Source organism: Bradyrhizobium sp. 25ACV (assembly GCF_054863005.1).
Genome location: NZ_JAVAYO010000002.1, coordinates 119,282 through 144,655, shown reverse-complemented (window position 1 = coordinate 144,655; position 25,374 = coordinate 119,282). Strand labels below are relative to the sequence as shown.

Here is a 25,374-nt window from a genome sequence, read left to right as displayed (position 1 = left end):
GGGAAACGCGGCCTTATAGGCCGCCAACCCACCGGAATGAAAGGGTCTCGGATGCTTTAAGGTAACACCGTACAGGTCCCTGCCTAGAGGTGAGGCATCGTTAACCCTGACTTCATTCCAGCCTGCGAAAATAACCTCCGAGCGTCCCCCGACAAGAGAGACCTGATGGCATTCGGACTATTTCGGAAGCGTCTGCCGGATATGGCCGCGCCGGTGGCAGCCGCAGAGGCCGCGCCGCCGGCGGCCCAGTCCGAGCCCGCCCCGGTCGAAGGTGATTCGGCGCGGGAGATCCTGGAATTGCTGGAACTCGAGCTCGGCGCGATGATCCGCCAGCTCGAGCGCGCCGCCAATTCGGTGGCGGGCGGCGCCGAAGCGACCGCATCGACGCTTGCCGCCATTCGCGACCGCACCGACGCCCTGACCGGCCGGACCAATGCCGCGCAATCGACCGCCTCCACCTTCGCCCACGCCGCCGACAAGTTCACCCAATCCGCGCTGGGGATCGGGGCGCAGGTTCGCGAGGCCGGCAAGCTTGCCGACGAGGCCAGCGCCGCGGCGCAGGAAGCCCGCGCCAATGTCGATCGCCTGCGCGAATCCTCCGCCGCCATCGGCAATGTCGTCAATCTGATCGCCCAGATCGCGCGGCAGACAACTTTGCTCGCGCTCAACTCGACGATCGAGGCCGCACGCGCAGGCGCTGCGGGCAAAGGCTTTGCGGTCGTCGCAACCGAGGTCAAAGCCCTCGCGGTGCAGACGCAAGGGGCGACGGAAGAGATCACGAAGAAGATCGACGCACTGCAGCGCGACGCCGCCGGCTCTGCGGATGCCGTGCACCGCATTTCGCAAGCGATCGAGGCGATCCGCCCGGTCTTCGAGACTGTCAACGGCGCGGTGGCCGAACAGAACGCCACCACCAGCGAAGTCTCCGGCAACGCCGCCAGCGCCTCGGAGTTCATCGTCTCGGTCGGCGAGAGCGCAGCCGAGATCGATGCCGCGACCAAGGCGGCCGAGAGCCATGGCGAGAACGTCGCCAGTGCCGGCAAAGCCGTCGCCACCTTCGCACAGAAGCTGAAATCGCGCTGCGCCGTGCTGCTCCGCCAGAGCGAGCACGACGACCGCCGCAAGACCGAACGGCTGCCCTGCCATCTCAAGTTCGAGAGCCTGCGCGGCGTGATGCCGATCTATGAAATCTCGATGGACGGTGTGCTGATCGGCGGCGCGGATGCAGGCCGGCTGGCACCGCAAGCGATCATCGAAGGCACCCTCGAAGCCGTCGGCGCCTGCCGCCTGCGCGTGGTCGAGCAATCCAAGGCCGGGGCCCGCGCGCAATTCGTCGGTCCCAATGCCGAGCTCAGCGAAAGGATCGAGGACAGGCTCTGGTCGATCCACGAAGAGAACACGGAGTTCGTCACCCGCGCCATGGAAGCGGGCAACGCGCTGACCGCGATCTTCGAGCAGGCCGTTGCCCGCGGCGAAGTCAGAATCGACGACCTGTTCGACACCGACTACGCCGAAATCGCCGGGACCAATCCGCAGCAATACCGCACGAAATATCTCGACTGGGCCGACCGCGCGCTGCCGCCGTTCCAGGAGGTCTTTCTGGCCAAGGACCAGCGCTTGGCGTTCTGCGCCATGGTCGACCGCAACGGCTTCCTGCCGGTGCACAACAAGATCTATTCGCACCCGCAGCGGCCGGGCGACGTCGCCTGGAATACAGCCAATAGTCGCAACCGCAGGATATTCAACGATCCGGCGGGGTTGGCGGCCGCACGCAACCTGCGCTCGTACTTGGTGCAGAGTTATGCGCGCGACATGGGCAATGGGAATACGGTGATGATGCGCGAGATCGACGTTCCAATCCGCGTGCAGGGCCGGCACTGGGGTGGATTCCGCACGGCTTACAAGCTCTAGAGCCTAGCCCGAAAAAATGTCCCGCAGTTTTTCGAGCGGAATAGAGAAATAAGGCGCGAATTGCGCCTGAGTGCACGCTCAGGCAAGACGCCGACTGCGAATCATCCCTTTAAGCTGAACTGGAATGGGAATGCCGCCGTGAGCCGGGTTGCGGCTCTGACTGGAGGACTCATCGAATATGTCCGTCGTACAACTTGCAGTCATGGACACCGGCTCCAATCGCACGCTGGCCGAGCGGCTGATCGATCAGCTTGCCGATCGCATCGGCGGCCTCGGCGTGGAACTCGCCGATATCGCCGGCAACGTCCAGGAAGTCGCAAACCGCGTCGCAAACCAGTCGGAACGGTTCCACCATCTCCAGGAGACCGCCGAGACGATGGTCTCGGCCAACCACGATATCGCCAATGCCTCGCAGGCCGTGCAAACCACCACGTCCGCGGCGGTCGGCGAGATCGCACAGTCGCGCAGCGCCGTCGACACCGCGGTCAACCACATCTCCGAGCTCGTCGCGGCGGTGGAGCGCATCGAAGCGCGCCTGTCCGCCGTCGGCTCGGCGCTGGCGCAGGTCGCGAAAGTCTCCGGCTCGATCGAGGCGATCGCGAAGCAGACCAATCTGCTGGCGCTGAACGCAACCATCGAAGCCGCCCGCGCCGGCAACGCCGGCCGCGGCTTCGCAGTGGTCGCAAGCGAAGTGAAGAACCTCGCGGAAGCCACCCGCCAGGCTACGCACCAGATCTCCGACACCGTGCGCGATCTCGACGGCCAGATCGAAGGCCTGATCGGCGAGAGCAGCGACGCCTCGCAGCGCGCCAAGACCGCAGGCGAAGGCGCCCAGCAGATCTCCGGCATCATCTCGCGGGTTCAGCAGGGCTTCGCCTCCGTGGAGGCGGAGATCGGCAGCGTCACGCGCGCGGCGACCTCCAATCTCGGGCATTGCGACACCGTCATCAGCGAGCTGAACGAACTCGCCAAGGGCGTCGACCTCTCCTCGCGCGACCTCAAGAACGCCGATCAGCGCGTGACAAAGCTGCTCGACACCTCCGAAGGCCTGATAGCGATGATCGCCGACAGCGGCGTGGAGACATCGGACGCTCCGCTGATCCGAATCGTCGTCGAGACCGCGAAGCGGATCTCGACCGAGTTCGAGGCCGCGATCGATCGCGGCGACATCACGCTCGACCAGCTCATGGACGAGACGTATCGCGAAATTCCCGGCACCGATCCAAAGCAGTACCTCACCAACTACGTCGACTTCACCGACCGCGTGCTGCCCGCAATCCAGGATCCGATCCAGAAATCCGATCCCCGCATCGTGTTCTGCGTCGCCTGGGCCAAGGGCGGCTATCTGCCGACCCACAACCCCAATTACCGCCTGCCGCAGGGCAAGGATCCGGTCTGGAACAACGCCAATTGCCGCAACCGCCGCCTGTTCAACGATCGCGCGGTGCAGAAGGTCGCGGCGAACAGCAAGCCGTTCCTGCTCCAGACCTATCGCCGCGACATGGGCGGCGGGCAGTTCGTGCTGATGAAGGACCTGTCCTCGCCGATCGTGATCCGCGGCAAGCACTGGGGCGCCTTCCGGATGGGTTTTCGGCAGAGCTGAGGGCCGGCGCGACGGCGTTCCGGGGCTCCCAAAACAAAAAACTCGAAAACAACCCCCTGCACAGTAGCCGGGGCGTGCGAAATCAATGGCTTATGCCGGCAGGCCGCGGCGGGCTTTGACTCGAATGCCACTACTTCGAAATTGTCATCCCTCTCTTCCCTTCTCTTCTTGACAAGGGGAGAGGGCACAACGATTTCGGCCGTACTCTCAGCCACGACTTTCCCAATCGCACGTATTTCGTCATCGCATGATTTTACGCATCCGCACGACAATCTGCGGTGATCGACGACGCGCGCGCCGAAAAAGCGTCAAAACATGACGATTATCATATCAATGAGCCCAAAACGCTGGCCGCGAGCGCCGCACAAATTCGTGAACGTCATGGGCTGACGCGTCGGCAGCGCAAATATGCATTGCCGGAGATTGCGACGCTTCATCGTTTCGTATCGTTATTGTCGCGCGCGAATTCGCTGACTAGATCGCCGCAAGCGATCGAGCGAGCAAGGGGATGCATATGGCAACTGTACTCACCATCAACGGCGAAACGAAATCGTTCGACGCGCCACCGGAGATGCCGCTGCTGTGGGTGCTGCGCGACATCCTCGGCATGACCGGCACCAAGTTCGGCTGCGGCATCGCCCAATGCGGCGCCTGCACGGTGCATGTCGACGGCAAGGCGGTTCGCTCTTGCGTCCTGCCGGTCAGCGCGGTTGAGAACCGCGCCATCACCACGATCGAACATGTCGGCAGCACGCCTGCGGGCGCGAAAGTGCAGAAGGCCTGGCTCGACCTCGAAGTGATCCAGTGCGGCTCATGTCGGCCGCCGCATTGCTGGCCGCTACACCCAGGCCTGACGATTCCGACATCGACGCCGCGATGGCCGGCAACATCTGCCGCTGCGGCACCTATGTCCGCATCCGCGAGGCCGTCAAGCAGGCCGCCAACGGCCGTCAGTCCTGAGGTCCACCATGAATGCACATCACAGCGTCTCCCGCCGCGCGCTGCTGACCGGCGGTCTCGCCACCGGTTTCCTGCTCGCCTTCCATCTGCCGCTGCGCGCGGCCGTCAACGAACCGGTGCAGCCGCGCGATGCAACCGAGGGCAAGTTCGCGCCCAACGCCTTCATCCGCATCGACGAGACCGGCCGCACCGTGCTGATGATGCCGCAGGTCGAGATGGGCCAGGGCACCTACACCTCGATCTCCGCCGTGCTCGCCGAAGAGCTGGATGCCGACTGGAGCAGGGTCGAGGTGCAGCACGCTCCGCCGAACGACAAGCTCTACGGCAATCCGACCTTCGGCCTGCAGGTCACCGGCAACTCCAACTCGATCCGCGCCTGGTGGACGCCGCTGCGCAAGGCCGGCGCCACCGCGCGCGCGATGCTGGTACAGGCCGCGGCCGCCCAATGGGGCGTCGAGCCCGCGAGCTGCACGGCGTCGAAGGGCGAAGTCGCGCACGAAGCGAGCGGCCGCAAGCTCGCTTACGGCGCGCTGGCGCTCGCTGCCCAGGGACAGACCCCGCCGAAGGATGTCGCGCTGAAGGACCCCAAGGACTTCGTCATCATCGGCCAGCCGCTGAAGCGGCTCGACACGCCCGACAAGGTCAACGGCAAGGCCGTCTACGGCATCGACGCGATCCTCCCCGGCATGAAGTTCGCGACGGTCGCCGCCTGCCCCGTGTTCGGCGGCAAGGTCGGCAAGATCGACGACAGCGCCGCGGTGAAGCTCCCCGGCGTGCGCAAGGTCGTGGTGCTCGACGACATGGTCGCCGTGATCGGCGATCACATGTGGGCGGCCAAGAAGGGCCTCGAAGCGCTCAAGATCGAGTGGAACGAGGGACCCAACGCTGCGATCACCACGAAGGATGTCTGGGACGATTTGCGCAAGGCCAGCCAGAAGGACGGCGCGGTCGCCAAATCCGACGGCGACATCGCCAAGGCGCTGGCGAGCGGCGACAAGTTCGAGGCGGCTTACGAGCTGCCGTTCCTGGCGCATGCATCGATGGAGCCCATCAACGCCACCGTGCACGTGAAGCCCGACTCCTGCGAGATCTGGACCGGCACGCAGATCATGACGCGCGTGCAGTCGGAGGCGGCGAAGGCCGCTGGGCTTCCGGTCGACAAGGTCATCGTCAACAATCATCTGCTCGGCGGCGGTTTCGGCCGCAAGCTCGAGCCCGACATGGTGATCGCGGCGGTGAAGATCGCAAAACAGGTCGACTACCCCGTGAAGGTGGTGTGGACCCGCGAGGAGGACATCCAGCACGATGTCTACCGCCCGGTCTATCGCGACCAGATCACGGCGTCGCTGGTCGACGGCAAGGTCGCGGGGTGGAAGTACAAGGTCGCCGGCTCCGCGGTGCTGGCGCGCTGGTTGCCGCCGGCGTTCCAGAAGGGCATCGACATCGACGCGATCGATGCCGCGGTCGATGCACCCTACGACTTCGCCAATTTCCACGTCGAATATGTCCGCGCCGAGCCGCTGTCGGTGCCGACCGGGTTCTGGCGCGGCGTCGGCCCCAACAACAACGTGTTCGCGGTCGAATGCGCGATGGACGAGCTCGCGCGCAAGGCCGGCAAGGACCCGATCGAGTTCCGAAAGTCCATGCTGACCAAGAACCCGCGAATGCTCGCGGTGCTCAACCAGGTCGCGGAGAAATCCGGCTGGGGTCAACCGCTGCCTCCGCGCGTCGGCCGCGGCGTCTGCGTGCAGCCGTCATTCGCGAGCTTCATCGCGACCGTGGTGGAGGCCGAGATCGACGATATCGGCGAGATCACGCTCCGCCGCATCACCTCGGTGGTCGACACCGGCATCGCGGTCAACCCCGACACGGTGAGGGCGCAGATCGAGGGCGGGCTGATTTTCGGCCTCACCGCCGCGCTCTATGGCGAGATCACCATCGAGAAGGGCCGCGTGCAGCAATCGAACTTCCACGACTACCGCATGATGCGCATCAACGAGACGCCGAAGATCGAAGTGATCGTCGTCAAGAGCGGCGAAGCGCCCGGCGGCATCGGCGAGGCCGGCGTCAACGCCGGACCGCCGGCGCTGCGCAACGCGATTCTTGCCGCAACCGGCGTGGCGCTGCGGCGCCTGCCTATTGACCGAAAACTGCTGGCTGCGGGGAAGAAGGCATGAGCGGCAAGATGCGTATTCTCACAAGCGTCGCTGCGATCGCGATCGTCGCAGCAGGGCTCGGCGTCTGGATCATCCGCGGGCCCGGCCCGCTCGACTTCGCCGGCGGCACGAAGGTGGCGCTGGCGGATTACCGCGCCGGCAAGCCGACCGGCGTGCCGGCCAGGCTGGAGAATGCGAGCCTGGTCGATCGCGGCGAATATCTCGCCAAGGCGGCCGACTGCATGGTCTGCCACACCAAGCCCGGCGAGAAGGACTATTCCGGCGGGCTCGGCTTCAAGCTGCCGTTCGGCACCCTGTATTCGACCAACATCACGCCGGACAAGGACACCGGCATCGGCAATTACAGCGACCAGGATTTTCTGAACGCGGTCCAGCACGGCCAGCGTCGCGACGGCGCCCGGCTCTATCCGGCGATGCCGTACACGTCCTACACCTACATGACCGACGAGGACGTGCTGGCGGTGAAGGCCTATCTGTTCAGCCTGCCGCCGGTGCGCGCGAAGGCGCCGGACAATACGCTGTCGTTCCCGTTCAACCAGCGCTGGGCGATGATTGTCTGGTCGGCCGTGTTCAATCCGGACACGCGCTTTGCGCCTGATACTTCGAAGAGCCCCGAATGGAATCGCGGCGCGTATCTTGTCGAAGCGCTGGCGCATTGCGGCGAATGCCACACCCCGCGCAATCTCGGCTTTGCGCTGGATAACCGCAAGAAGTTCGCCGGCGCGATCACGGCCGGCTGGCGCGCCTTCAACATCTCCTCCGACAAGGCGACGGGTCTCGGCAATTGGCGCGACCAGGATCTGATCTCCTATCTGTCGCTGGGCCATGCGCCGGGCCACGGCTCGGCCTCGGGGCCGATGGGTGAAGCGGTCGACCACAGCTTTAGCCAGTTCGCCCCCGAAGACATCAGCAGCATCGTTGCGTACTTGCGCAGCGTGCCGCCGGTGCCCTCGCCCGACCTGCCCGCCACCACGGCACCCGTCGCCCCCGCCTCGCACAAGGACGGCGTCACGGCGGACGCACGCGGCAAGAAGGTGTTCGCCAGCGCCTGCGCCAGCTGTCACGGCTGGAGCGGCGAGAGCCCGGTGTCGCCGATGGCGACGCTGACCGGCACCTGGGCCGTCAACGACCCCGCCGCCACCAACGTCGCGCAGATCGTGATCTCGGGGACCAAGCGGCATACGCCCGATGGCGCGCTGTCGATGCCGGCGTTCGGCAGCGCCTACACCGACGACGAGATCGCGGCGGTGGCAAACTACGTCACGGCGCGGTTCGGGACGAAAGGCTCGAAGCTGACGGCGAAGGATGTGGCGGAGATGCGGGAGCAGACGGCGGAGTAATGGTACCGGCGAGATTGATGCGCCATCGCGCGCGTCAATCTCCGCTGTCGTCCCGGACAAGCGAAGCGCAGATCCGGGATCCATACCCACAGGGAGTAGTTTGACGAGGACTCGGAGTGGGAGCTTTGCCCATACTACTCCCTGGGGTTATGGGTCCCCGCGTTCGCGGGGACGACACCGAGGTTGACGCGGCTCTGCTAACTCAACCAGAACTTCGGCGTCGCCGGCTCCAGCCTTCCACCAACGCGCACCGGCGCGATCTTGAGCGCGAGGCCCGTTGCATCATCCGTCTCCACGGCGACGCCGCTGAGCGTCGCAGCGCCCGCGGCCGGCTCGAATCTCCCCGACGGAATCCCCGACGTGAACCGTCGCAGCGGCTCTTCCTTCTGCATGCCGATGATGGAATCGTAGTCGCCGGTCATGCCGGCATCGGTCATGTAGGCGGTGCCGCCCGTGAGGATCTGGTGGTCGGCGGTCGGCACATGGGTGTGCGTGCCGACGACGAGGCTGGCGCGGCCGTCGCAGAAGAAGCCGATGCCCTGCTTCTCGCTGCTCGCCTCGCAATGGAAGTCGACGACGACGGCATCGGCGGCAACGCCGAGCGGACAGGCCCCTAACTCGCGCTCCAGCGCGGCAAAGGGATCGTCGAACGGGGTCATGAAGACCCGGCCCAAAGCGTTGACGACCAGCGCGTGCTTGCCATTCTTGGTCTCGACCAGGGCGGCGCCGCGGCCGGGCGTGCCGCGCGGATAGTTCGCCGGACGCACCAGTCGCTCGGCGCGCTCGATGAACACAAGGGCTTCACGCTGGTCCCAGGAATGGTTGCCGAGCGTCACCGCGTCGGCGCCGGCGTCGAGAAACTCCTGGTAGATCGCTTCCGTGATGCCGAAGCCGCCGGCGGAATTCTCGCCGTTGACGACGACGAAATCGAGCGACCAGTCCTTGACCATGCCGGGCAGATAGTCGGCGATTGCCGTGCGTCCTGCACGGCCGACGACGTCACCCACGAAGAGAATGCGCAACTTCAGAACTCCGGAAATCGAACACGTCCGATTCCGTTAGCACATAATCCAGCGCGACGTCGTGAGATAGTGCCGGAACCGCCTTGATCTCCTGCGCTGCAAAAGCGAGCCCGATACCGACGATGTTCTTGGCCTTGCGCAAATGCGCGAAGGTGAAGTCGTAATGCCCGGCGCCATAGCCGATGCGATGGCCGAGACGATCGAACGCCGCCAGCGGCGTCAGCATGATATCCGGGATGACTTCGCTTGCGGCCGGCGACGGCTCGGGAATGCCGAGCGGGCCGAGCATCAGGCGATCGTTCGGGTGGAAGATGCGGAAGATCAGCGACTGACCGCGCGCGGTGACGCAAGGCAGCGCCAGCTTTGCGCCCTGTTCGGCGAGCTTGTTCAGCAGCGGCATCGGATCGATCTCGCTGCGGATCGGCGAATAGCCGGAGACGATGCTGCCGGGCAGAAGCTGGAACGGCAGTCCGCGCTTGGCGAGCTTTGCGGCGGCGGTGCTTCGCTTCTTCTCGCTGAGAGCGTCGCGTGCCGCCAGGGCCTTGGCACGGAGTTCGGCTTTCGAATTGGGCATACGCGCTTGCTCCGAATGCGGAGCCTTGCTCCGCTGTCATCACCCGCGAAGGCGGGTGATCCAGTATCCCAGAGACGCCAGTGATCAGACATCGACGCCGCGGCGTACTGGATGACCCGCTCCCCGTGCGCAATTGCGCACTAGGCGGGGCATGACACTGCCGGTTTGTCGTAGACGGCCATTCGACAAGAACGCATTGCAAACAAAAGTGCGAAGCCGCGTACGCCGTTGAAGCACTCGATCCCGGAGTTCCCTACGAAAGTAGGTGGGCACCATATGTCCGGGCCCACGGGCCCGGCCAGGGACAGTTCCCTAAAGGATCGATAAGGCCCCGGGGATATATGGCTCCTGACGCGCGTCGCAGCCTCGCTCGGGCAATGTAACAACGATATTGACGAATCGCCAGCCCGGCGCGGGGCTTCGCTTTCGTGGCTTTCTCGGTGCCACCCTCCCCTGGAGGGGTAGACGCCTACCCGATCGCAATCCCGTTGCCGACGGTCCGGTTCAGGACCTGGGTCGACTTCTCGATGCGTTCGGCTGCCGCGTTCAGGGCATTCACCACCGCGGTCTGCGTCATCCGGGCGCGCTCGACGGCGGCGTTGCGGAAGTCCCTGAGCTCGGTCAGCTCCTGCTCCATGGTGCGGACACGATTGCCGGCATCGACCAGCTCATCGCAAACGGTCAGCGCCGCCATCACGGTGAGGCGCGCATCGCCGATCTCGCCGAATTTTCCGCGTAGCGACTGGATCCGCGTCTCCAGGCTTTCCGCGAGCTTGAGTAGCCGCACCTCCTGGCCCTCCTCGCAGGCCATGCGGTATTGCCGGCCATTGATGGTGACGTTGATGTGGCTCATCCGTCCTCTCCGGTATCGAGCACCGAGCGTATCGTGACGATCGCGGAATCCAGCCGGTCGGAAATCTCGCGATTGGTGCGCTCGAGCTTGCGCGCCTTCACCAGCGCGCCGTCGAGCTCGTCGGCGAGCCGCGAGCGATCCGCGCCCAGTGCCTGGATTCGTGCCGCAAGCTCGTTCTCGTCGCGATCGGCGTCGCGCCGCCGCTCAACCGCGCTTTCGAGCGCGTCGAGCGCCGACATCAGCCTGCGGGTCGCGATCTCGATCTCGACCGCGGAGGACTCCGTCATGGCGGCACTGTTGGACACGCGATCGTTCATGTAGTCAGCGGCGGAACCTGTGGCCTTTGCCCAGTGGCCTTTTCCTGGGGCGTGCCGTCCGGCAAAAGACTCGGTTCGGCAAGCGGTTAGAAGCAGAAATTTACGTGGCAAGCTAGCCAAGCGCAACGCCGCCGCGAAACTATGCACTGCTAGATCAGGAGTGGATCGTCCCGATGGGTTCCTGCCTGCGCGATCACCTCCGAACGGAGCCTCCACTTTCGAAGCGTGCCGCAGGCAACTTTTACGGCCGAATCGGCGTTTGATTGCCTTGGACTCCCGGAACCGAGGTGCTATCCCAGCCCCGACCTTCAGTGGCCGCCAGGCTCCTCCCGCGCGGGCGTACACCGCCTCCAAGCGCCTCATTTCAGACGGATTTCAGACATGACGCAGGTCGATCACACCCGTATGGCCAACGCGATCCGCGGCCTTTCGATGGACGCCGTCGAGAAGGCGAAATCGGGTCATCCCGGCCTGCCGATGGGTGCCGCCGACATCGCCACGGTGCTGTTCACGCAATTCCTGAAATTCGACGCCGCCGCACCCGCCTGGCCCGACCGCGACCGCTTCGTGCTCTCGGCCGGCCACGGCTCGATGCTGCTCTACTCGCTGCTGTATTTGACCGGCAATTCCGAGATGACGCTGGACCAGATCAAGCAGTTCCGCCAGGTCGACTCGCTCACCCCGGGGCACCCCGAGAATTTCCGTACCAACGGCATCGAGACCACGACCGGCCCGCTCGGCCAGGGCATCTCGACCGCGGTCGGCATGGCGCTCGCCGAGAAGATGCTCGCGGCTGAATTCGGCAAGAAGATCGTCGATCACCATACCTATGTGCTCGCCTCCGACGGCGACCTGATGGAAGGCGTGTCGCAGGAAGCGATCGCGATGGCCGGGCACTGGAAGCTCAACAAGATGATCGTGCTCTACGACGACAACGGCATCTCGATCGACGGCCCGACCTCGATCTCCGATTCCGTCGACCAGGTGAAGCGCTTCAAGTCGGCGGGCTGGGCCGCCGAGAGGATCGACGGCCACGATCAGGCGGCGATTGCCGACGCCATCACGCGCGCGAAGAAATCCGGCAAGCCGACGCTGATCGCCTGCCGCACCACCATCGGTTTCGGCGCGCCACACAAGCAGGGCACCTCGAAGGTGCATGGCGAGGCGCTAGGGGCCGAGGAGCTGAAGGCCGCCAAGGAAAATCTCGGCATCTCGCTCGAGCCGTTCGCGGTCGCAGACGACGCGCTGAAGGCGTGGCGTGCAGCCGGCAGCCGCGGCGCTGCTGCGCGCCAGGAATGGGAGGGCCGGCTCGGTGAGCTCGGCAGCCGCAAGCGCGCGGAATTCGAGCGCCGCCTGCGCCACGAGCGTCCGGCCTCGCTCGCAAAGGCCGTGCGCGCGTACAAGAAGGAATTGCTGGAAAAGCCGATGATCGCGGCCACCCGCAAATCCTCGGAAGCCGTGATCGAAGTCATCGCCGGCGCGATGCCGATGGAATTCCTCGCAGGCTCGGCCGACCTCACCGGCTCCAACAACAACAAGGCGAAATCGGCGACCGCGTTCTCGGCCAAGACGCCGAAGGGCCGCTTCATCCATTACGGCATCCGCGAGCACGGCATGGCCGCGGCGATGAACGGCATTTTCCTGCATGGCGGCTTCGCGCCGAACGGCGCGACCTTCCTGGTGTTCACCGACTATGCACGTCCCGCGATGCGCCTTGCCGCGCTGATGGGCTCCGGCGTCGTCTACGTGATGACGCACGATTCCATCGGCCTCGGCGAAGACGGCCCGACCCATCAGCCGGTCGAGCATCTCGCCGCGCTTCGCGCCATTCCGAACATGCGCGTGTTCCGCCCGTGCGATTCCATGGAGGTCGCCGAGTGCTGGGAGCTCGCGCTCAACCGTATCGACGGCCCGACCGTGCTGGCGCTGACGCGCCAGAACCTGCCGCAGCTGCGCACCACCGCACCGAACGACAACCCTTGCGCACAGGGCGCCTACGAGCTGGTCGCAGCCCAAGGCGAAGCCAAGGCGACGCTGTTCGCCTCCGGCTCCGAGGTCGAGATTGCGGTCGCCGCCCAGAAGCAGCTCGCGGAACGCGGCATCGCGTCGCGCGTTGTCTCCGTTCCCTCGCTCGAGCTGTTGTTAGCGCAACCAGAGGCCAAGCGCGCCGCGATCATCGGCAACGCACCGGTCAAGGTCGCGATCGAGGCCGCCGTGCGCTGGGGTTGGGATGCCGTGATCGGCCAGGATGGCGAATTTATCGGCATGCATTCGTTCGGCGAAAGCGGCCCTGCAAAGGAGCTTTACAAGCATTTCGGCATTACCGCCGAGGCTGCAGTTAACGCTGTGCTGAAGCGCGTTACCTGAGAGTTGAGCTTGCCGCAAAAAAGGACTACGTAATCTCTCATATGATCAAGCACCGCCCGGCCGAACCGGGCGCCCGCCCCTAAAAAACCCTCGCAGGCGCGCATAGCGCGTTGTGCGGGATGACAACGGTCATTGAAGGAGACGAAACATGGCAGTCCGCGTCGGAATTAACGGTTTTGGCCGCATCGGCCGCAACATCCTGCGGGCTATCGCCGAGTCCGGCCGCAAGGACATCGAGGTCGTCGGCATCAATGACCTCGGTCCGGTCGAGACCAACGCCCATCTGCTCCGTTTCGACAGCGTCCATGGCCGTTTCCCCGGCACCGTGACCGTCGACGGCGATACGATCAATCTCGGTGGCGGCAAGATCAAGGTGACCGCCGAGCGCGATCCCTCGAAGCTGCCGTGGAAGGATCTCGGCGTCGACATCGCGATGGAATGCACCGGCATCTTCACCTCGAAGGACAAGGCGTCCGCGCATCTGACCGCCGGCGCCAAGCGCGTGCTGGTCTCCGCGCCCGCCGACGGCGCCGACGCCACCATCGTCTACGGCGTCAACCATGAGACGCTGACCAAGGAGCACCTGGTCATCTCCAACGGCTCCTGCACCACCAACTGCCTGGCGCCGGTTGCCAAGGTGCTGAACGATCTCGTCGGCATCGAGACCGGCTTCATGACGACCATCCACGCCTATACCGGCGACCAGCCGACGCTCGATACGATGCACAAGGATCTCTATCGCGGCCGTGCGGCTGCGATGTCGATGATCCCGACCTCGACCGGTGCTGCGAAGGCGATCGGCCTCGTGCTGCCGGAGCTCAAGGGCAAGCTCGACGGCGTCGCGATCCGCGTGCCGACCCCGAACGTCTCGGTCGTCGACCTCAAGATCATCGCCAAGCGCGCCACCGACGCCAAGGAGATCAACGCGGCGATGAAGCGCGCCAGCGAGCAGCAGCTCAAGGGCATCCTCGGCTACACCACCGCGCCGAACGTCTCGATCGACTTCAACCACGACCCGCACTCCTCGACCTTCCACGAGGACCAGACCAAGGTGCAGAACGGCACGCTGGTGCGCGTGATGTCCTGGTACGACAACGAGTGGGGCTTCTCGAACCGCATGGCGGACACCGCCGTCGCGATCGCGAAGGTGATCTAACAAGGTCTCGTGTCCCGGACGCGGTGCAGCGCGCTTGCGCTGCTCCGCAGAGCCGGGACCCATCTTAACCGCGGGACTCGCCGCAACGTGGGTCCCGGTTCTGCACAGCGGCACTGCGCGCCGCAGTGCGCCCGGGACAAGGGCCTCCGATGACCAACAAATTCCGCACCCTCGACGACGTCGACGTGAAGGGCAAGCGCGTGTTGCTGCGCGTCGATCTCAACGTGCCCATGGACAATGGCCGCGTCAGCGACACGACCCGGCTCGAGCGCGTCGCGCCGACCATCACCGAAATCTCGGACAAGGGCGGCAAGGTCATCCTGCTCGCCCATTTCGGCCGGCCGAAGGGGCGCGATGCCAAGGACTCGCTCAAGCCCGTCGCTGAAGCATTGTCGAAGGTGGTGAAGAAGCCGGTCGCCTTCGCCGACGACTGCATCGGGGAGCCCGCGGCCAAGGCCGTTGCCAGCCTGAACGACGGCGACATCCTGTGTCTGGAAAACACCCGCTTCCACAAGGAAGAGGAAAAGAACGATCCGGCCTTCGTCGCGGAATTGGCAAAGCTCGGCGACATCTGGGTCAATGACGCGTTCTCGGCGGCGCACCGCGCCCACGCCACGACCGAAGGCCTCGGCCACAAGCTGCCGGCCTATGCCGGCCGCACCATGCAGGCCGAGCTAGATGCGCTGGAGAAGGCCCTGGGCTCGCCGACCAAGCCTGTCATCGCGATCATCGGCGGCGCAAAAGTCTCGACCAAGATCGACCTGCTCGAAAACCTCGTCAGCAAGGTCGATGCGCTCGTGATCGGCGGCGGCATGGCCAACACCTTCCTGCACGCCCAGGGCGTCGGCGTCGGCAAGTCGCTGGCCGAGAAGGATCTCGCGCCGACCGCGCTGCGCATCATGGAGAAGGCGGAAGCCGCCAATTGCGCCATCATCCTGCCCGTGGACGCCACCGTTGCCTATCATTTCGCTGCCAACGCGCCGTCGCACGCCTACGGGCTCGATGCGATCCCGGCCGACGGCATGATCCTCGATGTCGGCCCGCAATCGATCGCCCGCGTCCACGCCGCGATCGACGATGCGGCGACCCTGGTCTGGAACGGACCGCTCGGCGCCTTCGAGATGCAGCCGTTCGATCGCGGTACCGTCGCGGCCGCCCGGCACGCCGCCGAGCGCACCAAGGCCAAGAAGCTGATCTCGATCGCAGGCGGCGGCGACACCGTCGCGGCGCTCAACCAGGCCCATGTGGCCGGTGACTTCACCTATGTCTCGACCGCCGGTGGCGCGTTCCTCGAATGGATGGAAGGCAAGCCCCTGCCCGGCGTCGAGGTTTTGCGCGTCAAGTAAGCCAGATCGGCGAGTAATCAGCGGCCCCGCAAGGCCCCAACGGGAGAAAAAGACAGATGGCTCGGATCACGTTACGTCAATTGCTCGACCACGCGGCGGAGAACGATTACGGCGTACCGGCCTTCAACATCAACAATATGGAGCAGGCGCTGGCGATCATGGACGCGGCCAACCAGGTCGACGCGCCCGTCATCATCCAGGCCTCGCGCGGTGCGCGCTCCTACGCCAACGACGTCATGCTCAAGCACATGATGGACGCGGTGACCGAGATCTATCCGCACATTCCGGTCTGCGTGCATCTCGACCACGGCAACGAGCCGGCGACCTGCATGACCGCGATCCAGGCCGGCTTCACCTCGGTGATGATGGACGGCTCGCTCAAGGCCGACGGCAAGACCCCCGGCGATTGGGGCTACAATGTCGGCGTCACCAAGACCGTGACCGACATGGCCCATCTCGGCGGCATCTCGGTGGAAGGCGAGCTCGGCGTGCTCGGCTCGCTCGAAACCGGCATGGGCGACAAGGAAGACGGCCACGGCGCCGAAGGCAAGCTCAGCCACGACCAGCTCCTGACCAATCCGGACGAGGCCGTGAAGTTCGTCCAGGAGACCAGGGTCGACGCGCTCGCGATCGCGATGGGGACCTCGCACGGCGCCTACAAGTTCACCCGCAAGCCGGACGGCGACATTCTCGCCATGAACGTGATCGAGGAGATCCACCGCAAGCTGCCGAACACGCATCTGGTGATGCACGGCTCTTCGTCGGTGCCGCAGGACCTGCAGGAGATCATCAATGCCAATGGCGGCAAGATGAAGCCGACCTGGGGCGTGCCTGTGTCCGAGATCCAGCGCGGCATCAAGAACGGCGTGCGCAAGATCAACATCGACACCGACAACCGTATGGCCATGACCGGCCAGATCCGGAAAGTGCTCAAGGACAATCCGGAAGAGTTCGATCCGCGCAAGTACCTGAAGCCCGCCATGGAAGCCATGACCAAGCTGTGCAAGCAGCGGCTCCAGGAGTTCAACACCGCCGGCCAGGCCTCCAAGATCAAGAAGGTCCTGACCACCGCCGAGATGGCCAAGCGCTACGCCAAGGGCGAGCTCGACCCCCGCGTCGCGTAGCGATCGCGCGGTGGCGTAAGCCGCTCAAGCCCATTCCCGGGTCATTCCGGGACACGCCAACGGGTCCGCGCGAATGCGTGGCCCGATGACAGGCTCCGTGTGGGCCCGGAATCCATAACCACAGCCTGGGGTTATGGATTCCGGGCCTGCGCCTTTCGGCGCATCCCGAATGACAGAAATCCCTCTTTACCCTGCGACGAACGTTAACTCGGCAATTGCCCGAGAACGGTCTATTTTCACGGGCAAGGGCAGAATCGTTTTGGGAGGACCTCTCGATGAATCTGACTGAGCTCAACAGGATCGCGACCGCCATGGTCGTATCAGGCAAGGGTATCCTCGCCGCCGACGAATCCTCCGGCACCATCAAGAAGCGTTTTGACGCGATCGGCGTGGACTCGACCGAAGACAACCGCCGCGACTATCGCGAGATGCTGTTCCGCTCCACGGAGGCCATGAGCCAGTATATTTCCGGCGTGATCCTCTATGACGAGACGATCTGGCAGGATGCCAAGGACGGCACGCCGCTGGTCAGGCTGATCGAACAGAGCGGCGCCATTCCCGGCATCAAGGTCGACGAGGGCACGCAAGCCTTGCCGATGTGCCCCGGCGAGCTCGTGACGGTCGGGCTCGACAGGCTCGCGGAGCGGTTGAAGAAGTACTATGAGCGCGGCGCGCGCTTCGCCAAATGGCGCGCGGTGATCGATATCGGCAGCGGCATCCCCTCGATGACCGCGATCAGCGTCAACGCCCATGCGCTGGCCCGCTATGCCGCGCTGTGCCAGGCCGCACAGATCGTGCCGATCGTCGAGCCCGAGGTGCTGATGGACGGTGATCACGACATCGACCGCTGCTATGAGGTGACGACCCGCGTGCTCAACAAGACGTTTCAGGAATTGCGCGTGCAGCGCGTCGCGCTCGAAGGCATGGTGCTCAAGCCCAACATGGCGATATCCGGCAAGAAATGCGCAAAGCAGGCCTCCGTCGAGGAGGTCGCCGAGAAGACGATACGGCTGCTCAGGGCCTGCGTGCCCGCGGCCGTGCCCGGCATCGCCTTCCTCTCCGGCGGCCAGTCGGATGAGGAGGCGACCGCGCATCTCAACGCCATGCACAAGCTCGGCCCGCTGCCCTGGGGCCTGACCTTCTCCTACGGCCGCGCCCTGCAGGCCGCGCCGCAGAAAGCCTGGTCCGGCAAGGCCGAGAACGTCGCGGCTGGCCAAACCGCCTTCAGCCATCGCGCGCGAATGAACGGCCTCGCCTCAAAGGGCGAATGGCAAAGTAGCCTGGAAAAGAAGGCAGCCTAGATCTTGTCGAACAAACCGCCTCCGCCGCGCCCGGCGCCGCGCCTCTATCTCGCGACGCCCGTCGTCGATGATCCCGCTGCGCTCGTCGCCGAGCTGCCGGGCCTGCTCGCCGCCGCCGACGTCGCGGCCGTGCTGCTGCGGCTGAAGGAGACCGACCAGCGCACCATGATCTCGCGCATCAAGGCGCTCGCGCCGCCGGCGCAGAAAGCGGGCGCAGCGCTGCTCGTCGAGGACCATGCCGAGCTGGTCGCGCGCGGCGGCGCCGACGGCGCGCACCTCCCCGGCATCGCTGCGCTGAAAGAGGCGCTGCCATCGCTCAAGCCCGATCGCATCGCCGGGGTTGGCGGGCTGACGACGCGGCACCATTCCATGGATGCGGGCGAGATGGGCGCGGATTACGTGCTGTTCGGCGAGCCCGATGCGAAAGGCCAGCGTCCCCAGGCGCAAGCGATCGCGGAACGGCTCGACTGGTGGGCCGAGCTGTTCGAGCCGCCCTGCGTCGGCTTTGCGATGTCGCTGCAAGAAGCTCACGATTTTGCTGCCAGCGGCGCCGATTTCGTCCTGGTCGGCGAGTTCATCTGGGCCGATCCGCGCGGGCCCAAGGCCGCGCTGATCGAGGTCGACGCTGTGATCAAGAAAGCCCATGCGACGGCGCTTGCGGGCCAGGATCCTGCGGGCCAGGAGCACGGCTAGCGCCCGACATGAAGCTCCCCTGCATTACCATGCTGGCTACGCTGCTGCTCACAGTGCCCGCGGCCGCGCAGCTCCAGATCACCCCGCCGGCCGCAACGCCGAGCGCGGCGCCTGAGAAGCAAAAGTCCAAGCCGCACGCGCTCACCAAGAAGAAAGAGGCCGCGCCGGCGCCGAAGCCGTCAGCCTCGCCCAAGCCGACCTCCTCGCCCAAGCCGGCGACCGTGATCCCCACCCCTTCCACCGACAATTCCAATGTCGATCTGGTGTTCGGCGCCTATCAGCGCGGTCAATACAAGACCGCGTTCGACCTCGCCACCGCCCGCGCGCAAGCCGGCGACCCCAAGGCGATGACCATGCTCGGCGAGCTCTATTCCAATGCCATGGGCATGCGGCGCGACTACGCCAAGGCGGCCGAATGGTACAAGCGCGCGGCCGATGCCGGCGACCGCGAGGCGATGTTCGCGCTCTCCATGCTGCGCATTTCGGGCCGCGGCGGCCCGGTCGACAAGAGCGATGCGGTCAAGCTGATGGCGTCGGCCGCCAAGCTCGGCGAGCCCAGGGCGGCCTATAACCTCGCTCTGCTCTATCTCGACGGCCAGACCCTGCCGCAGGACGTGAAGCGCTCAGCCGAGCTGCTACGCCAGGCCGCCGATGCGGGCCTGCCCGAGGCGCAATACGCGCTGGCGACCTTCTACAAGGAGGGCACCGGCGTGCCGAAGGACCCGGAACGCTCGGTGCGGCTGCTCCAGGCCGCTTCGCTCGCCGACAATGTCGACGCCGAGGTCGAATATGCCATCGCCATGTTCAACGGCACCGGCACCCCGAAGAACCAGCCGGCTGCCGTCGCCATGCTCCGCAAGGCATCCCGCCAGGGCAGCGCGATCGCGCAGAACCGGCTGGCGTGGGTGCTGATCAACGGCGTGGGCACGTCCGTGGACAAGGTCGAGGGCTTCAAATGGCACCTGGTGGCCAAAACCGCCGGCAAGGGCGACCCGGAGCTCGACAAGCAATTGTCCGACCTGCCGGCCGAAGACCGGGCCAAGGCGGAGGCTGCCGCCAAAAAATGGCTCGGGACCAAATGACTTGACCTGAGGGCCCTTGCAGGGCACCCAATCCCGAACAGGCGCGATTTCCCGCCATTTCCCCCGATCAAGACCAGAGCTCATGCTGTATTCCGCCACTATCAACGTCATGGTCAAAGCCGCGCGCCGCGCCGGCCGCAGCCTCAAGCGCGATCTCGGCGAGATCGAGCATCTCCAGGTCTCGCTGAAGGGGCCGGCCAATTTCGTCTCGCTCGCCGACAAGCGCGCCGAGGAGATCCTCTACCAGGACCTCGCCAAGGCGCGGCCCGGCTACGGCTTCATCGGCGAGGAGGGCGGCACGCGCGAGGGCTCCGACAAGAGCCACACCTGGATCGTCGACCCGCTCGACGGCACCACCAACTTCCTGCACGGCATCCCGCAATTCGCGATCTCGATCGGCCTCGTGCGCGAGGGCACGATCATTGCGGGCGTGATCTACAACCCCGCCAATGACGAGCTCTACATCGCCGAGCGCGGCAAAGGCGCCTTCCTCAACGACCAGCGCCTGCGCGTCGCCGGCCGCCGCCAGCTCAACGAATGCGTGGTGGCCTGCGGCCTGCCCCATATCGGCCGGGGCGACCACGAGGAATTCCGCCGCGAGATGACCGCGATCCAGGACCGCGTCGCAGGCCTGCGCCGTTTCGGCGCCGCCTCGCTCGATCTCGCCTTCGTCGCCGCCGGCCGCCTCGACGGCTATTGGGAGCGCAATCTGCAATCCTGGGACATCGCCGCCGGCATGCTGATGGTGCGCGAAGCCGGCGGCACCGTGAGCGACATCGCGACGCCGGGCGATGCGCTGGTTACCGGGCACGTGGTGTGCGGGAATGAGTACGTGCACGGGGAATTGGTGAAGATTTTGCGGAAGCCAGCGTAAGGCGAAGCCTCGCGCATCGCACCCGCTGTCATCATCCGCAAAGGCGGATGATCCAGTATTCCAGAGACGCTCGTGGGATACGGAGAAGCCGCAGCGTACTGGATGCCCCGCCCCCGTGCGCAATTGCGCACCAGGCGGGTCATGACAGTTTGCCTTATGACTTGACCTGTGCCGGCGGGCCGTACGCCTCGCCTTCCCTCGCAGCCTTCGGCTCCCGATCCCCAGCCAGCACGCGCTGCACCGAGACGAAGAACACCGGCACCATCAAGAGCGCCAGGATCACCACCGCGATCATGCCGCCCATCACGATGCTGCCGAGCGCCTGCTGGCTGGCGCCGCCGGCGCCGTGGGCGATGGCCATCGGCAGCACGCCGCAGATGAAGGCGAGGCCCGTCATCAGGATCGGGCGGAAGCGCAGGCGGCAGGCCTCGATGGTGGCTTCCACCAGCGGCTTGCCTTCTTTCCGCAGATCCTTGGCGAATTCGATGATCAGGATCGCGTCCTTTGCCGCAAGGCCGATGATGGTGATCAGGCCGACGGTGAAATAGACGTCGTTGGGCAGGCCGCGCAGCATGGCCGCGATCACCGCGCCGACGATGCCGAGCGGCACCGTGAGCAGCACCGCGAGCGGAATGGTCCAGCTCTCGTAAAGCGCGGCGAGGCACAGGAACACCACGAACACCGACAGGCCGAGCAGGAATGGCGCCTGCGAGCCCGACAGCTTCTCCTGGAGCGACTGTCCGGTCCATTCGTAACCGAAGCCGCGCGGCAGCCGGCCGGCAAGGCGCTCCATCTCGGCGATCGCATCACCCGAGGTGAAGCCGGGCTTGGCCTCGCCCGAGATGCGCACCGCCGGATAATAGTTGAAGCCTGCGATCTGGGTCGGGCCTCGCGCCCATTCCACCGTGGCGAAGGACGAGAACGGCACCAGCTGACCGCGGCTGTTCTTGACGTTGTAGTTGAGGATGTCCTCGGTCCGCATGCGGTCGCGGGCGTCGGCCTGCACCACGACGCGCTGCATGCGGCCGCGGTTCGGGAAGTCGTTGATGTAGTTCGAGCCGAGATTGGTCGAGATCGTGTTGTTGATGTCCTCGAAGGTGACGCCGAAGGCGCCGGCCTTCTCGCGGTCGATCATGAGATTGACCACCCCGGCCTCCGGCAGGCCCTCGACATAGACCTTCTGAAGCACGGCACTGGCGTTGGCTTCCGCGATCAACTGATCGGCGGCGCGCATCAAGGCCGGATAGCCCTTCTGTCCGCGATCCTGGAGGCGGAACGAGAAGCCCGACGAGTTTCCGAGATTGTCGATCGGCGGCGGCTGCAGCGCGGAGATTTTGGCATCGCGGATCGACGCCCCCAGATCGCGGTTGATGTCGTTGACGATCGCCGCGGCCGAATCCTTCGGTCCACGCTCCGACCAGTCCTTCAGCGTGATGAAGGCCTGCGCGGTGTTCATGCCCTGGCCGGAGAAGCTGAAGCCGGTGAGGAAGGTGACATCCTTCACGCCCGGCCGTTCGGCGAGATATTTCTCGACCTTCTCGATCACGGCCTCGGTGCGGGGATAGGACGAATCCGACGGCGTCTGCACGTCGGTGGTGACGAAGCCCTGGTCGTCGATCGGCAGGAAGCCGCCCGGCAGGCTGACGAAGGCCCAGGACAGGCCGACGAGCAGCGCGACATAGACCAGCATCAGCCGGCCGGTGCGCTTCAGCGAGAAGCCGACGGTGCGGGAATAGCCTTCCTTGCTGCCTTCGAGCACGCGGTTGAACCAGCCGAACACGCCCCGCTTCGCATGACCGTGGCCGGCCGCGACGGGCTTGAGCAAGGTCGCGCACAGAGCCGGCGTCAGCGACAGCGCCAGGAACGCGGAGAAGCCGATCGCAGCGACCATCGTCACGGAGAACTGGCGGTAGATGATGCCGACCGATCCCGGGAAGAATGCCATCGGCACGAACACCGCCATCAGCACCAGCGTGATGCCGATGATGGCGCCCGATATCTGCGACATCGCCTTGCGCGTCGCCTCCTTCGGCGGCAGCCCCTCCTCGCTCATGATGCGCTCGACGTTCTCGACCACGACGATGGCGTCGTCGACGAGGATGCCGACCGCGAGCACCATGCCGAACATCGAGAGCATGTTGATGGAATAGCCGGCGAGCAGCAGCGTGGTGCAGGCGCCCAGAAGCGCCACCGGCACAACGATGGTCGGGATGATGGTGTAGCGGATGTTCTGGAGGAACAGGAACATCACCACGAACACCAGCACCACGGCTTCGACCAGCGTCATCAGCACCTTCTTGATCGAAGCCTCGACCACCGGCGTGATGTTGTAGGGAATCTCGTAAGTGATGTTGGCCGGGAAGAACCGCGACAGCTCCTTCATCTTCTCTTCGACCGCGCTCGCGGTCGCCAGCGCATTGCCGGTCGGCGACATCAGCACCGACAGACCCGCGGTTGGCTTGCCGTTCAGGCGCGTGTTGAACTGGTAGCTGAGGCCGCCGACCTCGATGCGTGCAACGTCGCGCAGGCGCACGGTCGAGCCGTCGGCATTGGCGCGCAGGATGATGGCGCCGAATTCATCCGGGGAAGAGAGCTGGCCCTTGACCAGCACCAGCGAGGAGGTGCGCTGGCTCGACGTAGAGGGCTCGGCGCCGATGCTGCCCGACGCGACCTGCGCGTTCTGCGCGGCAATGGCCTTGTTGACGTCGTCGGCGGTGAGCCCGTAGCCGACGAGCTTGGCCGGATCGACCCAGACGCGAAGCGAGCGCTCGGTCGAATAGAGCGTGGCGCGGCCGACGCCGGGGATGCGGCGGACTTCGCCGAGCACGTTGCGGATCATGAAGTCGCCGAGCCCGACCTCGTCGAGGCTGCCGTCGGTCGAATTCAGCGTGATGATCTGGAGCACCGCGCTCGAGGCTTCCTCGATCAGGATACCCTGCTGAATCACCGCGCGCGGCAGGCGCGCCTCGACCCGCTTGATGCGGTTCTGCACCTCGACCGAGGCGTCGTTGGTATTTGTGCCGGGCTGGAAATTGGCGATGATCTCGACTTGGCCGAGCGAGTCGCTGGTCGATTCGAAATTGAGGATGCCGGAGGCGCCGTTGAGCTCCTCCTCGATCAGGCGCGTGACGCTGTTGTAGAGGTTCTCGGGCGAGGCGCCGGGATAGCTGGTCGAGATCGAGATCGAGGGCGGCGCGATGATCGGATATTGCGCGATCGGCAGCAGCGGCACGGCAATCGCGCCGATCAAGCAGATGAACAGCGCGACCACCCAGGCAAAGATTGGCCTGTCGATGAAGAAACTCGCCATGGCGCGTTACCGCGTGAGCTTCTGGGCGTGCCGGTTGTCCGCGGTCGCGTCCGCCTCCGACCAGGATTGCGGCTTGACCTTGTCGCCGGCGGCGAACTTCTGGAAGCCCTCGACCACGACCTTGTCGCCGGCCTTCAGGCCTTCGGTGATGAACCAGATTCCGTCCTGCACCGACCCCGTGCGCACCGGCTGCACCGCGATGTGGTTGTCGTCCTTGACGACGAACACTTCGCTGCCGCCGCCGCCATTGCGCTGGATCGCCTGCTGCGGCACCGCGATCGCGTCGCTATCGAGACCCTGGTCGATGCGGACACGGACATACATGCCCGGCAGCAGTTCGCGCTTCGGATTGGGGAACTCGCCGCGCAACGTCACCTGCCCGGTGTGGGCATCGACCTTGGCGTCGGAGAACAGCAGCTTGCCGTCGAGCGAATAGAGCGTGTTGTCGTCGAGCACCAGATGCACCTTGGCGGCATCGGAGGCGATGCGCTCAAGGTCGCCGGTCTCGAAGGCGCGGCGGAGCTGGTTGAGCTCGGTCACCGACTGGGTGAAGTCGGCGTAGATCGGATCGAGCTGCTGGATGGTGGCGAGATTGGTCTCGTTCTGCACGGCGAGCGCGCCCTCGCTGACGAGGGCCGCACCGACGACGCCGTCGATCGGCGCGCGCACGGTGGCGTAGTCGAGATTGAGCTTGGCGCGCGCGAGCTCGGCCTTACGGCCCTCGACCTCGGCATAGGCCTGGCGCTCGGCCGCGATCGCCTTTTCGTTCTCGGCTTCCGGGGCGGCGCGATCCTTGGTCAGGGTGGCGATGCGGTGCGCCTGCTGCCTGGCCTGCATCAGGGCGGCCTCGGCCTTGGCGAGCGCCGCCTCGTTGGCCAGCACCTCGACCTCGAACGGACGTGGATCGATGCGGTAGAGCGGATCGCCTGCCTTCACCTCGCTGCCCTGGCGGAACAGGCGTTCCACCACGATGCCGGAGACGCGCGGCCGCACGTCAGAGACGCGCGTCGGCGCGATGCGGCCGGGCAATTCCCGGACCACGGCGCGCGGCTGCGGCTTGACGATGACGATGCTGACGTCCGGATAGGTGGGCGGGGCGGCAGACACGGCGGAGCTGGATTCATCGCAAGCACCAAGCAGCGGCGCCAGGGCCGCGAGCAGTATTGCAACGCATGCCGATCGCGCGCGAAGTCCTGACATGAAGTTTAGTGCCCCGATATTGTTGAAACTGATTACGCTCCGCGCGCGGCCCGTTCTGGGCGATTCCGTGCGGCTGATGCCGTCAAAATAGAATGCACCTGCTGCGATGCAACGCGTGCTGCAGGCGGCTCATTGTCACACAATGTATCCTGTTGAACTTATGT

Annotated in this window: 18 protein-coding genes, 1 other RNA gene and 1 pseudogene; 13 read left to right on the top strand and 7 right to left on the bottom strand. The window is 65.4% G+C overall.

Annotation, left to right across the window (positions count from 1 at the left end):
• Positions 1-165: 165 nt before the first annotated feature.
• The 5 genes and pseudogenes from RAD04_RS04425 (at position 166) to RAD04_RS04405 (ending at position 7,991) form a co-directional block, all read left to right on the top strand.
• Entirely contained in the window at positions 166-1,911 is a 1,746-nt protein-coding gene (locus RAD04_RS04425) for a methyl-accepting chemotaxis protein (RefSeq protein ID WP_461622797.1), read from the top strand.
• Positions 1,912-2,089: 178 nt separating this feature from the next.
• The gene (locus tag RAD04_RS04420) at positions 2,090-3,514 is read left to right on the top strand and encodes a methyl-accepting chemotaxis protein (RefSeq protein ID WP_461622796.1); all 1,425 of its coding nucleotides are present in this window, start codon (positions 2,090-2,092) and stop codon (positions 3,512-3,514) included.
• 514 nt (positions 3,515-4,028) lie between these two features.
• Positions 4,029-4,474, top strand: a pseudogene (locus tag RAD04_RS04415) ((2Fe-2S)-binding protein).
• 8 nt (positions 4,475-4,482) lie between these two features.
• Positions 4,483-6,651, top strand: coding sequence for a xanthine dehydrogenase family protein molybdopterin-binding subunit (locus tag RAD04_RS04410; protein ID WP_461622795.1), 2,169 nt, complete (start codon positions 4,483-4,485; stop codon positions 6,649-6,651).
• Positions 6,648-7,991, top strand: a complete 1,344-nt coding sequence (locus RAD04_RS04405) for a c-type cytochrome (protein WP_461622794.1) — start codon at positions 6,648-6,650, stop codon at positions 7,989-7,991. Before RAD04_RS04410 ends, RAD04_RS04405 begins: the two co-directional genes overlap by 4 nt.
• Before the next feature lie 197 nt (positions 7,992-8,188).
• Here RAD04_RS04405 and RAD04_RS04400 read toward each other — a convergent pair whose 3' ends face one another.
• The 5 genes from RAD04_RS04400 to RAD04_RS04380 form a co-directional block, all read right to left on the bottom strand.
• Positions 8,189-9,013: a TIGR00282 family metallophosphoesterase gene (locus RAD04_RS04400; protein ID WP_461622793.1), complete on the bottom strand. Its 825-nt coding sequence runs from the start codon at positions 9,011-9,013 to the stop codon at positions 8,189-8,191.
• Positions 8,991-9,587 (bottom strand): 5-formyltetrahydrofolate cyclo-ligase, encoded by a 597-nt coding sequence (locus RAD04_RS04395; protein ID WP_461622792.1) that lies wholly within the window; start codon positions 9,585-9,587, stop codon positions 8,991-8,993. The genes RAD04_RS04400 and RAD04_RS04395 overlap by 23 nt, the downstream gene beginning before the upstream one ends.
• A gap of 209 nt (positions 9,588-9,796) precedes the next feature.
• Positions 9,797-9,957: non-coding RNA, 6S RNA (gene ssrS / locus RAD04_RS04390), on the bottom strand.
• Positions 9,958-10,056: 99 nt separating this feature from the next.
• Positions 10,057-10,440, bottom strand: a complete 384-nt coding sequence (locus RAD04_RS04385; protein ID WP_018318702.1) for a cell division protein ZapA — start codon at positions 10,438-10,440, stop codon at positions 10,057-10,059.
• The gene (locus tag RAD04_RS04380) at positions 10,437-10,757 is read right to left on the bottom strand and encodes a DUF4164 domain-containing protein (RefSeq protein WP_461619274.1); all 321 of its coding nucleotides are present in this window, start codon (positions 10,755-10,757) and stop codon (positions 10,437-10,439) included. Before RAD04_RS04380 ends, RAD04_RS04385 begins: the two co-directional genes overlap by 4 nt.
• A 381-nt stretch (positions 10,758-11,138) precedes the next feature.
• Here RAD04_RS04380 and tkt point away from each other — a divergent pair, with 381 nt between their 5' ends.
• The 8 genes from tkt (at position 11,139) to RAD04_RS04340 (ending at position 20,700) form a co-directional block, all read left to right on the top strand.
• Positions 11,139-13,124 carry a transketolase gene (gene tkt / locus RAD04_RS04375; protein WP_461619273.1) on the top strand — a complete coding sequence of 662 codons (1,986 nt, stop codon included), beginning with the start codon at positions 11,139-11,141 and terminating at the stop codon, positions 13,122-13,124.
• Between the two features lie 148 nt (positions 13,125-13,272).
• Entirely contained in the window at positions 13,273-14,280 is a 1,008-nt protein-coding gene (gene gap, locus RAD04_RS04370) for a type I glyceraldehyde-3-phosphate dehydrogenase (protein WP_091955997.1), read from the top strand.
• A 149-nt stretch (positions 14,281-14,429) separates the two neighbouring features.
• On the top strand, positions 14,430-15,626 hold the full coding sequence (locus RAD04_RS04365; protein WP_461622791.1) for a phosphoglycerate kinase: 1,197 nt from the start codon (positions 14,430-14,432) through the stop codon (positions 15,624-15,626).
• Positions 15,627-15,682: 56 nt separating this feature from the next.
• Positions 15,683-16,750: a class II fructose-bisphosphate aldolase gene (gene fba, locus RAD04_RS04360; protein ID WP_091955995.1), complete on the top strand. Its 1,068-nt coding sequence runs from the start codon at positions 15,683-15,685 to the stop codon at positions 16,748-16,750.
• Positions 16,751-17,025: 275 nt separating this feature from the next.
• Complete coding sequence (locus RAD04_RS04355) at positions 17,026-18,051, top strand: class I fructose-bisphosphate aldolase (RefSeq protein WP_461622790.1); 1,026 nt, start codon at positions 17,026-17,028, stop codon at positions 18,049-18,051.
• A 3-nt stretch (positions 18,052-18,054) separates the two neighbouring features.
• Positions 18,055-18,744 carry a thiamine phosphate synthase gene (locus RAD04_RS04350; RefSeq protein WP_461622789.1) on the top strand — a complete coding sequence of 230 codons (690 nt, stop codon included), beginning with the start codon at positions 18,055-18,057 and terminating at the stop codon, positions 18,742-18,744.
• Positions 18,745-18,752: 8 nt separating this feature from the next.
• The gene (locus tag RAD04_RS04345; RefSeq protein WP_461622788.1) at positions 18,753-19,826 is read left to right on the top strand and encodes a tetratricopeptide repeat protein; all 1,074 of its coding nucleotides are present in this window, start codon (positions 18,753-18,755) and stop codon (positions 19,824-19,826) included.
• Positions 19,827-19,908: 82 nt separating this feature from the next.
• Complete coding sequence (locus tag RAD04_RS04340) at positions 19,909-20,700, top strand: inositol monophosphatase family protein (RefSeq protein ID WP_038971383.1); 792 nt, start codon at positions 19,909-19,911, stop codon at positions 20,698-20,700.
• A 154-nt stretch (positions 20,701-20,854) separates the two neighbouring features.
• On the opposite strand, the gene RAD04_RS04335 is transcribed toward RAD04_RS04340, so the two are convergent.
• Together RAD04_RS04335 and RAD04_RS04330 are read right to left on the bottom strand one after the other, a co-directional pair.
• Positions 20,855-24,010 carry a multidrug efflux RND transporter permease subunit gene (locus RAD04_RS04335; protein WP_461622787.1) on the bottom strand — a complete coding sequence of 1,052 codons (3,156 nt, stop codon included), beginning with the start codon at positions 24,008-24,010 and terminating at the stop codon, positions 20,855-20,857.
• Between the two features lie 6 nt (positions 24,011-24,016).
• On the bottom strand, positions 24,017-25,210 hold the full coding sequence (locus RAD04_RS04330; RefSeq protein WP_461622786.1) for an efflux RND transporter periplasmic adaptor subunit: 1,194 nt from the start codon (positions 25,208-25,210) through the stop codon (positions 24,017-24,019).
• Positions 25,211-25,374: the final 164 nt, after the last annotated feature.

Excerpts from the sequence above, each read along its gene's own strand:
- RAD04_RS04395 (WP_461622792.1), bottom strand. The coding sequence starts at position 9,587 with ATGCCCAATTCGAAAGCCGAACTCCGTGCCAAGGCCCTGGCGGCACGC.
- RAD04_RS04420 (WP_461622796.1), top strand. The coding sequence starts at position 2,090 with ATGTCCGTCGTACAACTTGCAGTCATGGACACCGGCTCCAATCGCACG.
- RAD04_RS04425 (WP_461622797.1), top strand. The coding sequence starts at position 166 with ATGGCATTCGGACTATTTCGGAAGCGTCTGCCGGATATGGCCGCGCCG.
- RAD04_RS04345 (WP_461622788.1), top strand. The coding sequence starts at position 18,753 with ATGAAGCTCCCCTGCATTACCATGCTGGCTACGCTGCTGCTCACAGTG.
- RAD04_RS04335 (WP_461622787.1), bottom strand. The coding sequence starts at position 24,010 with ATGGCGAGTTTCTTCATCGACAGGCCAATCTTTGCCTGGGTGGTCGCG.
- tkt (WP_461619273.1), top strand. The coding sequence starts at position 11,139 with ATGACGCAGGTCGATCACACCCGTATGGCCAACGCGATCCGCGGCCTT.
- RAD04_RS04330 (WP_461622786.1), bottom strand. The coding sequence starts at position 25,210 with ATGTCAGGACTTCGCGCGCGATCGGCATGCGTTGCAATACTGCTCGCG.
- RAD04_RS04385 (WP_018318702.1), bottom strand. The coding sequence starts at position 10,440 with ATGAGCCACATCAACGTCACCATCAATGGCCGGCAATACCGCATGGCC.
- RAD04_RS04380 (WP_461619274.1), bottom strand. The coding sequence starts at position 10,757 with ATGAACGATCGCGTGTCCAACAGTGCCGCCATGACGGAGTCCTCCGCG.
- gap (WP_091955997.1), top strand. The coding sequence starts at position 13,273 with ATGGCAGTCCGCGTCGGAATTAACGGTTTTGGCCGCATCGGCCGCAAC.
- fba (WP_091955995.1), top strand. The coding sequence starts at position 15,683 with ATGGCTCGGATCACGTTACGTCAATTGCTCGACCACGCGGCGGAGAAC.
- RAD04_RS04340 (WP_038971383.1), top strand. The coding sequence starts at position 19,909 with ATGCTGTATTCCGCCACTATCAACGTCATGGTCAAAGCCGCGCGCCGC.
- RAD04_RS04410 (WP_461622795.1), top strand. The coding sequence starts at position 4,483 with ATGAATGCACATCACAGCGTCTCCCGCCGCGCGCTGCTGACCGGCGGT.
- RAD04_RS04405 (WP_461622794.1), top strand. The coding sequence starts at position 6,648 with ATGAGCGGCAAGATGCGTATTCTCACAAGCGTCGCTGCGATCGCGATC.
- RAD04_RS04355 (WP_461622790.1), top strand. The coding sequence starts at position 17,026 with ATGAATCTGACTGAGCTCAACAGGATCGCGACCGCCATGGTCGTATCA.
- RAD04_RS04365 (WP_461622791.1), top strand. The coding sequence starts at position 14,430 with ATGACCAACAAATTCCGCACCCTCGACGACGTCGACGTGAAGGGCAAG.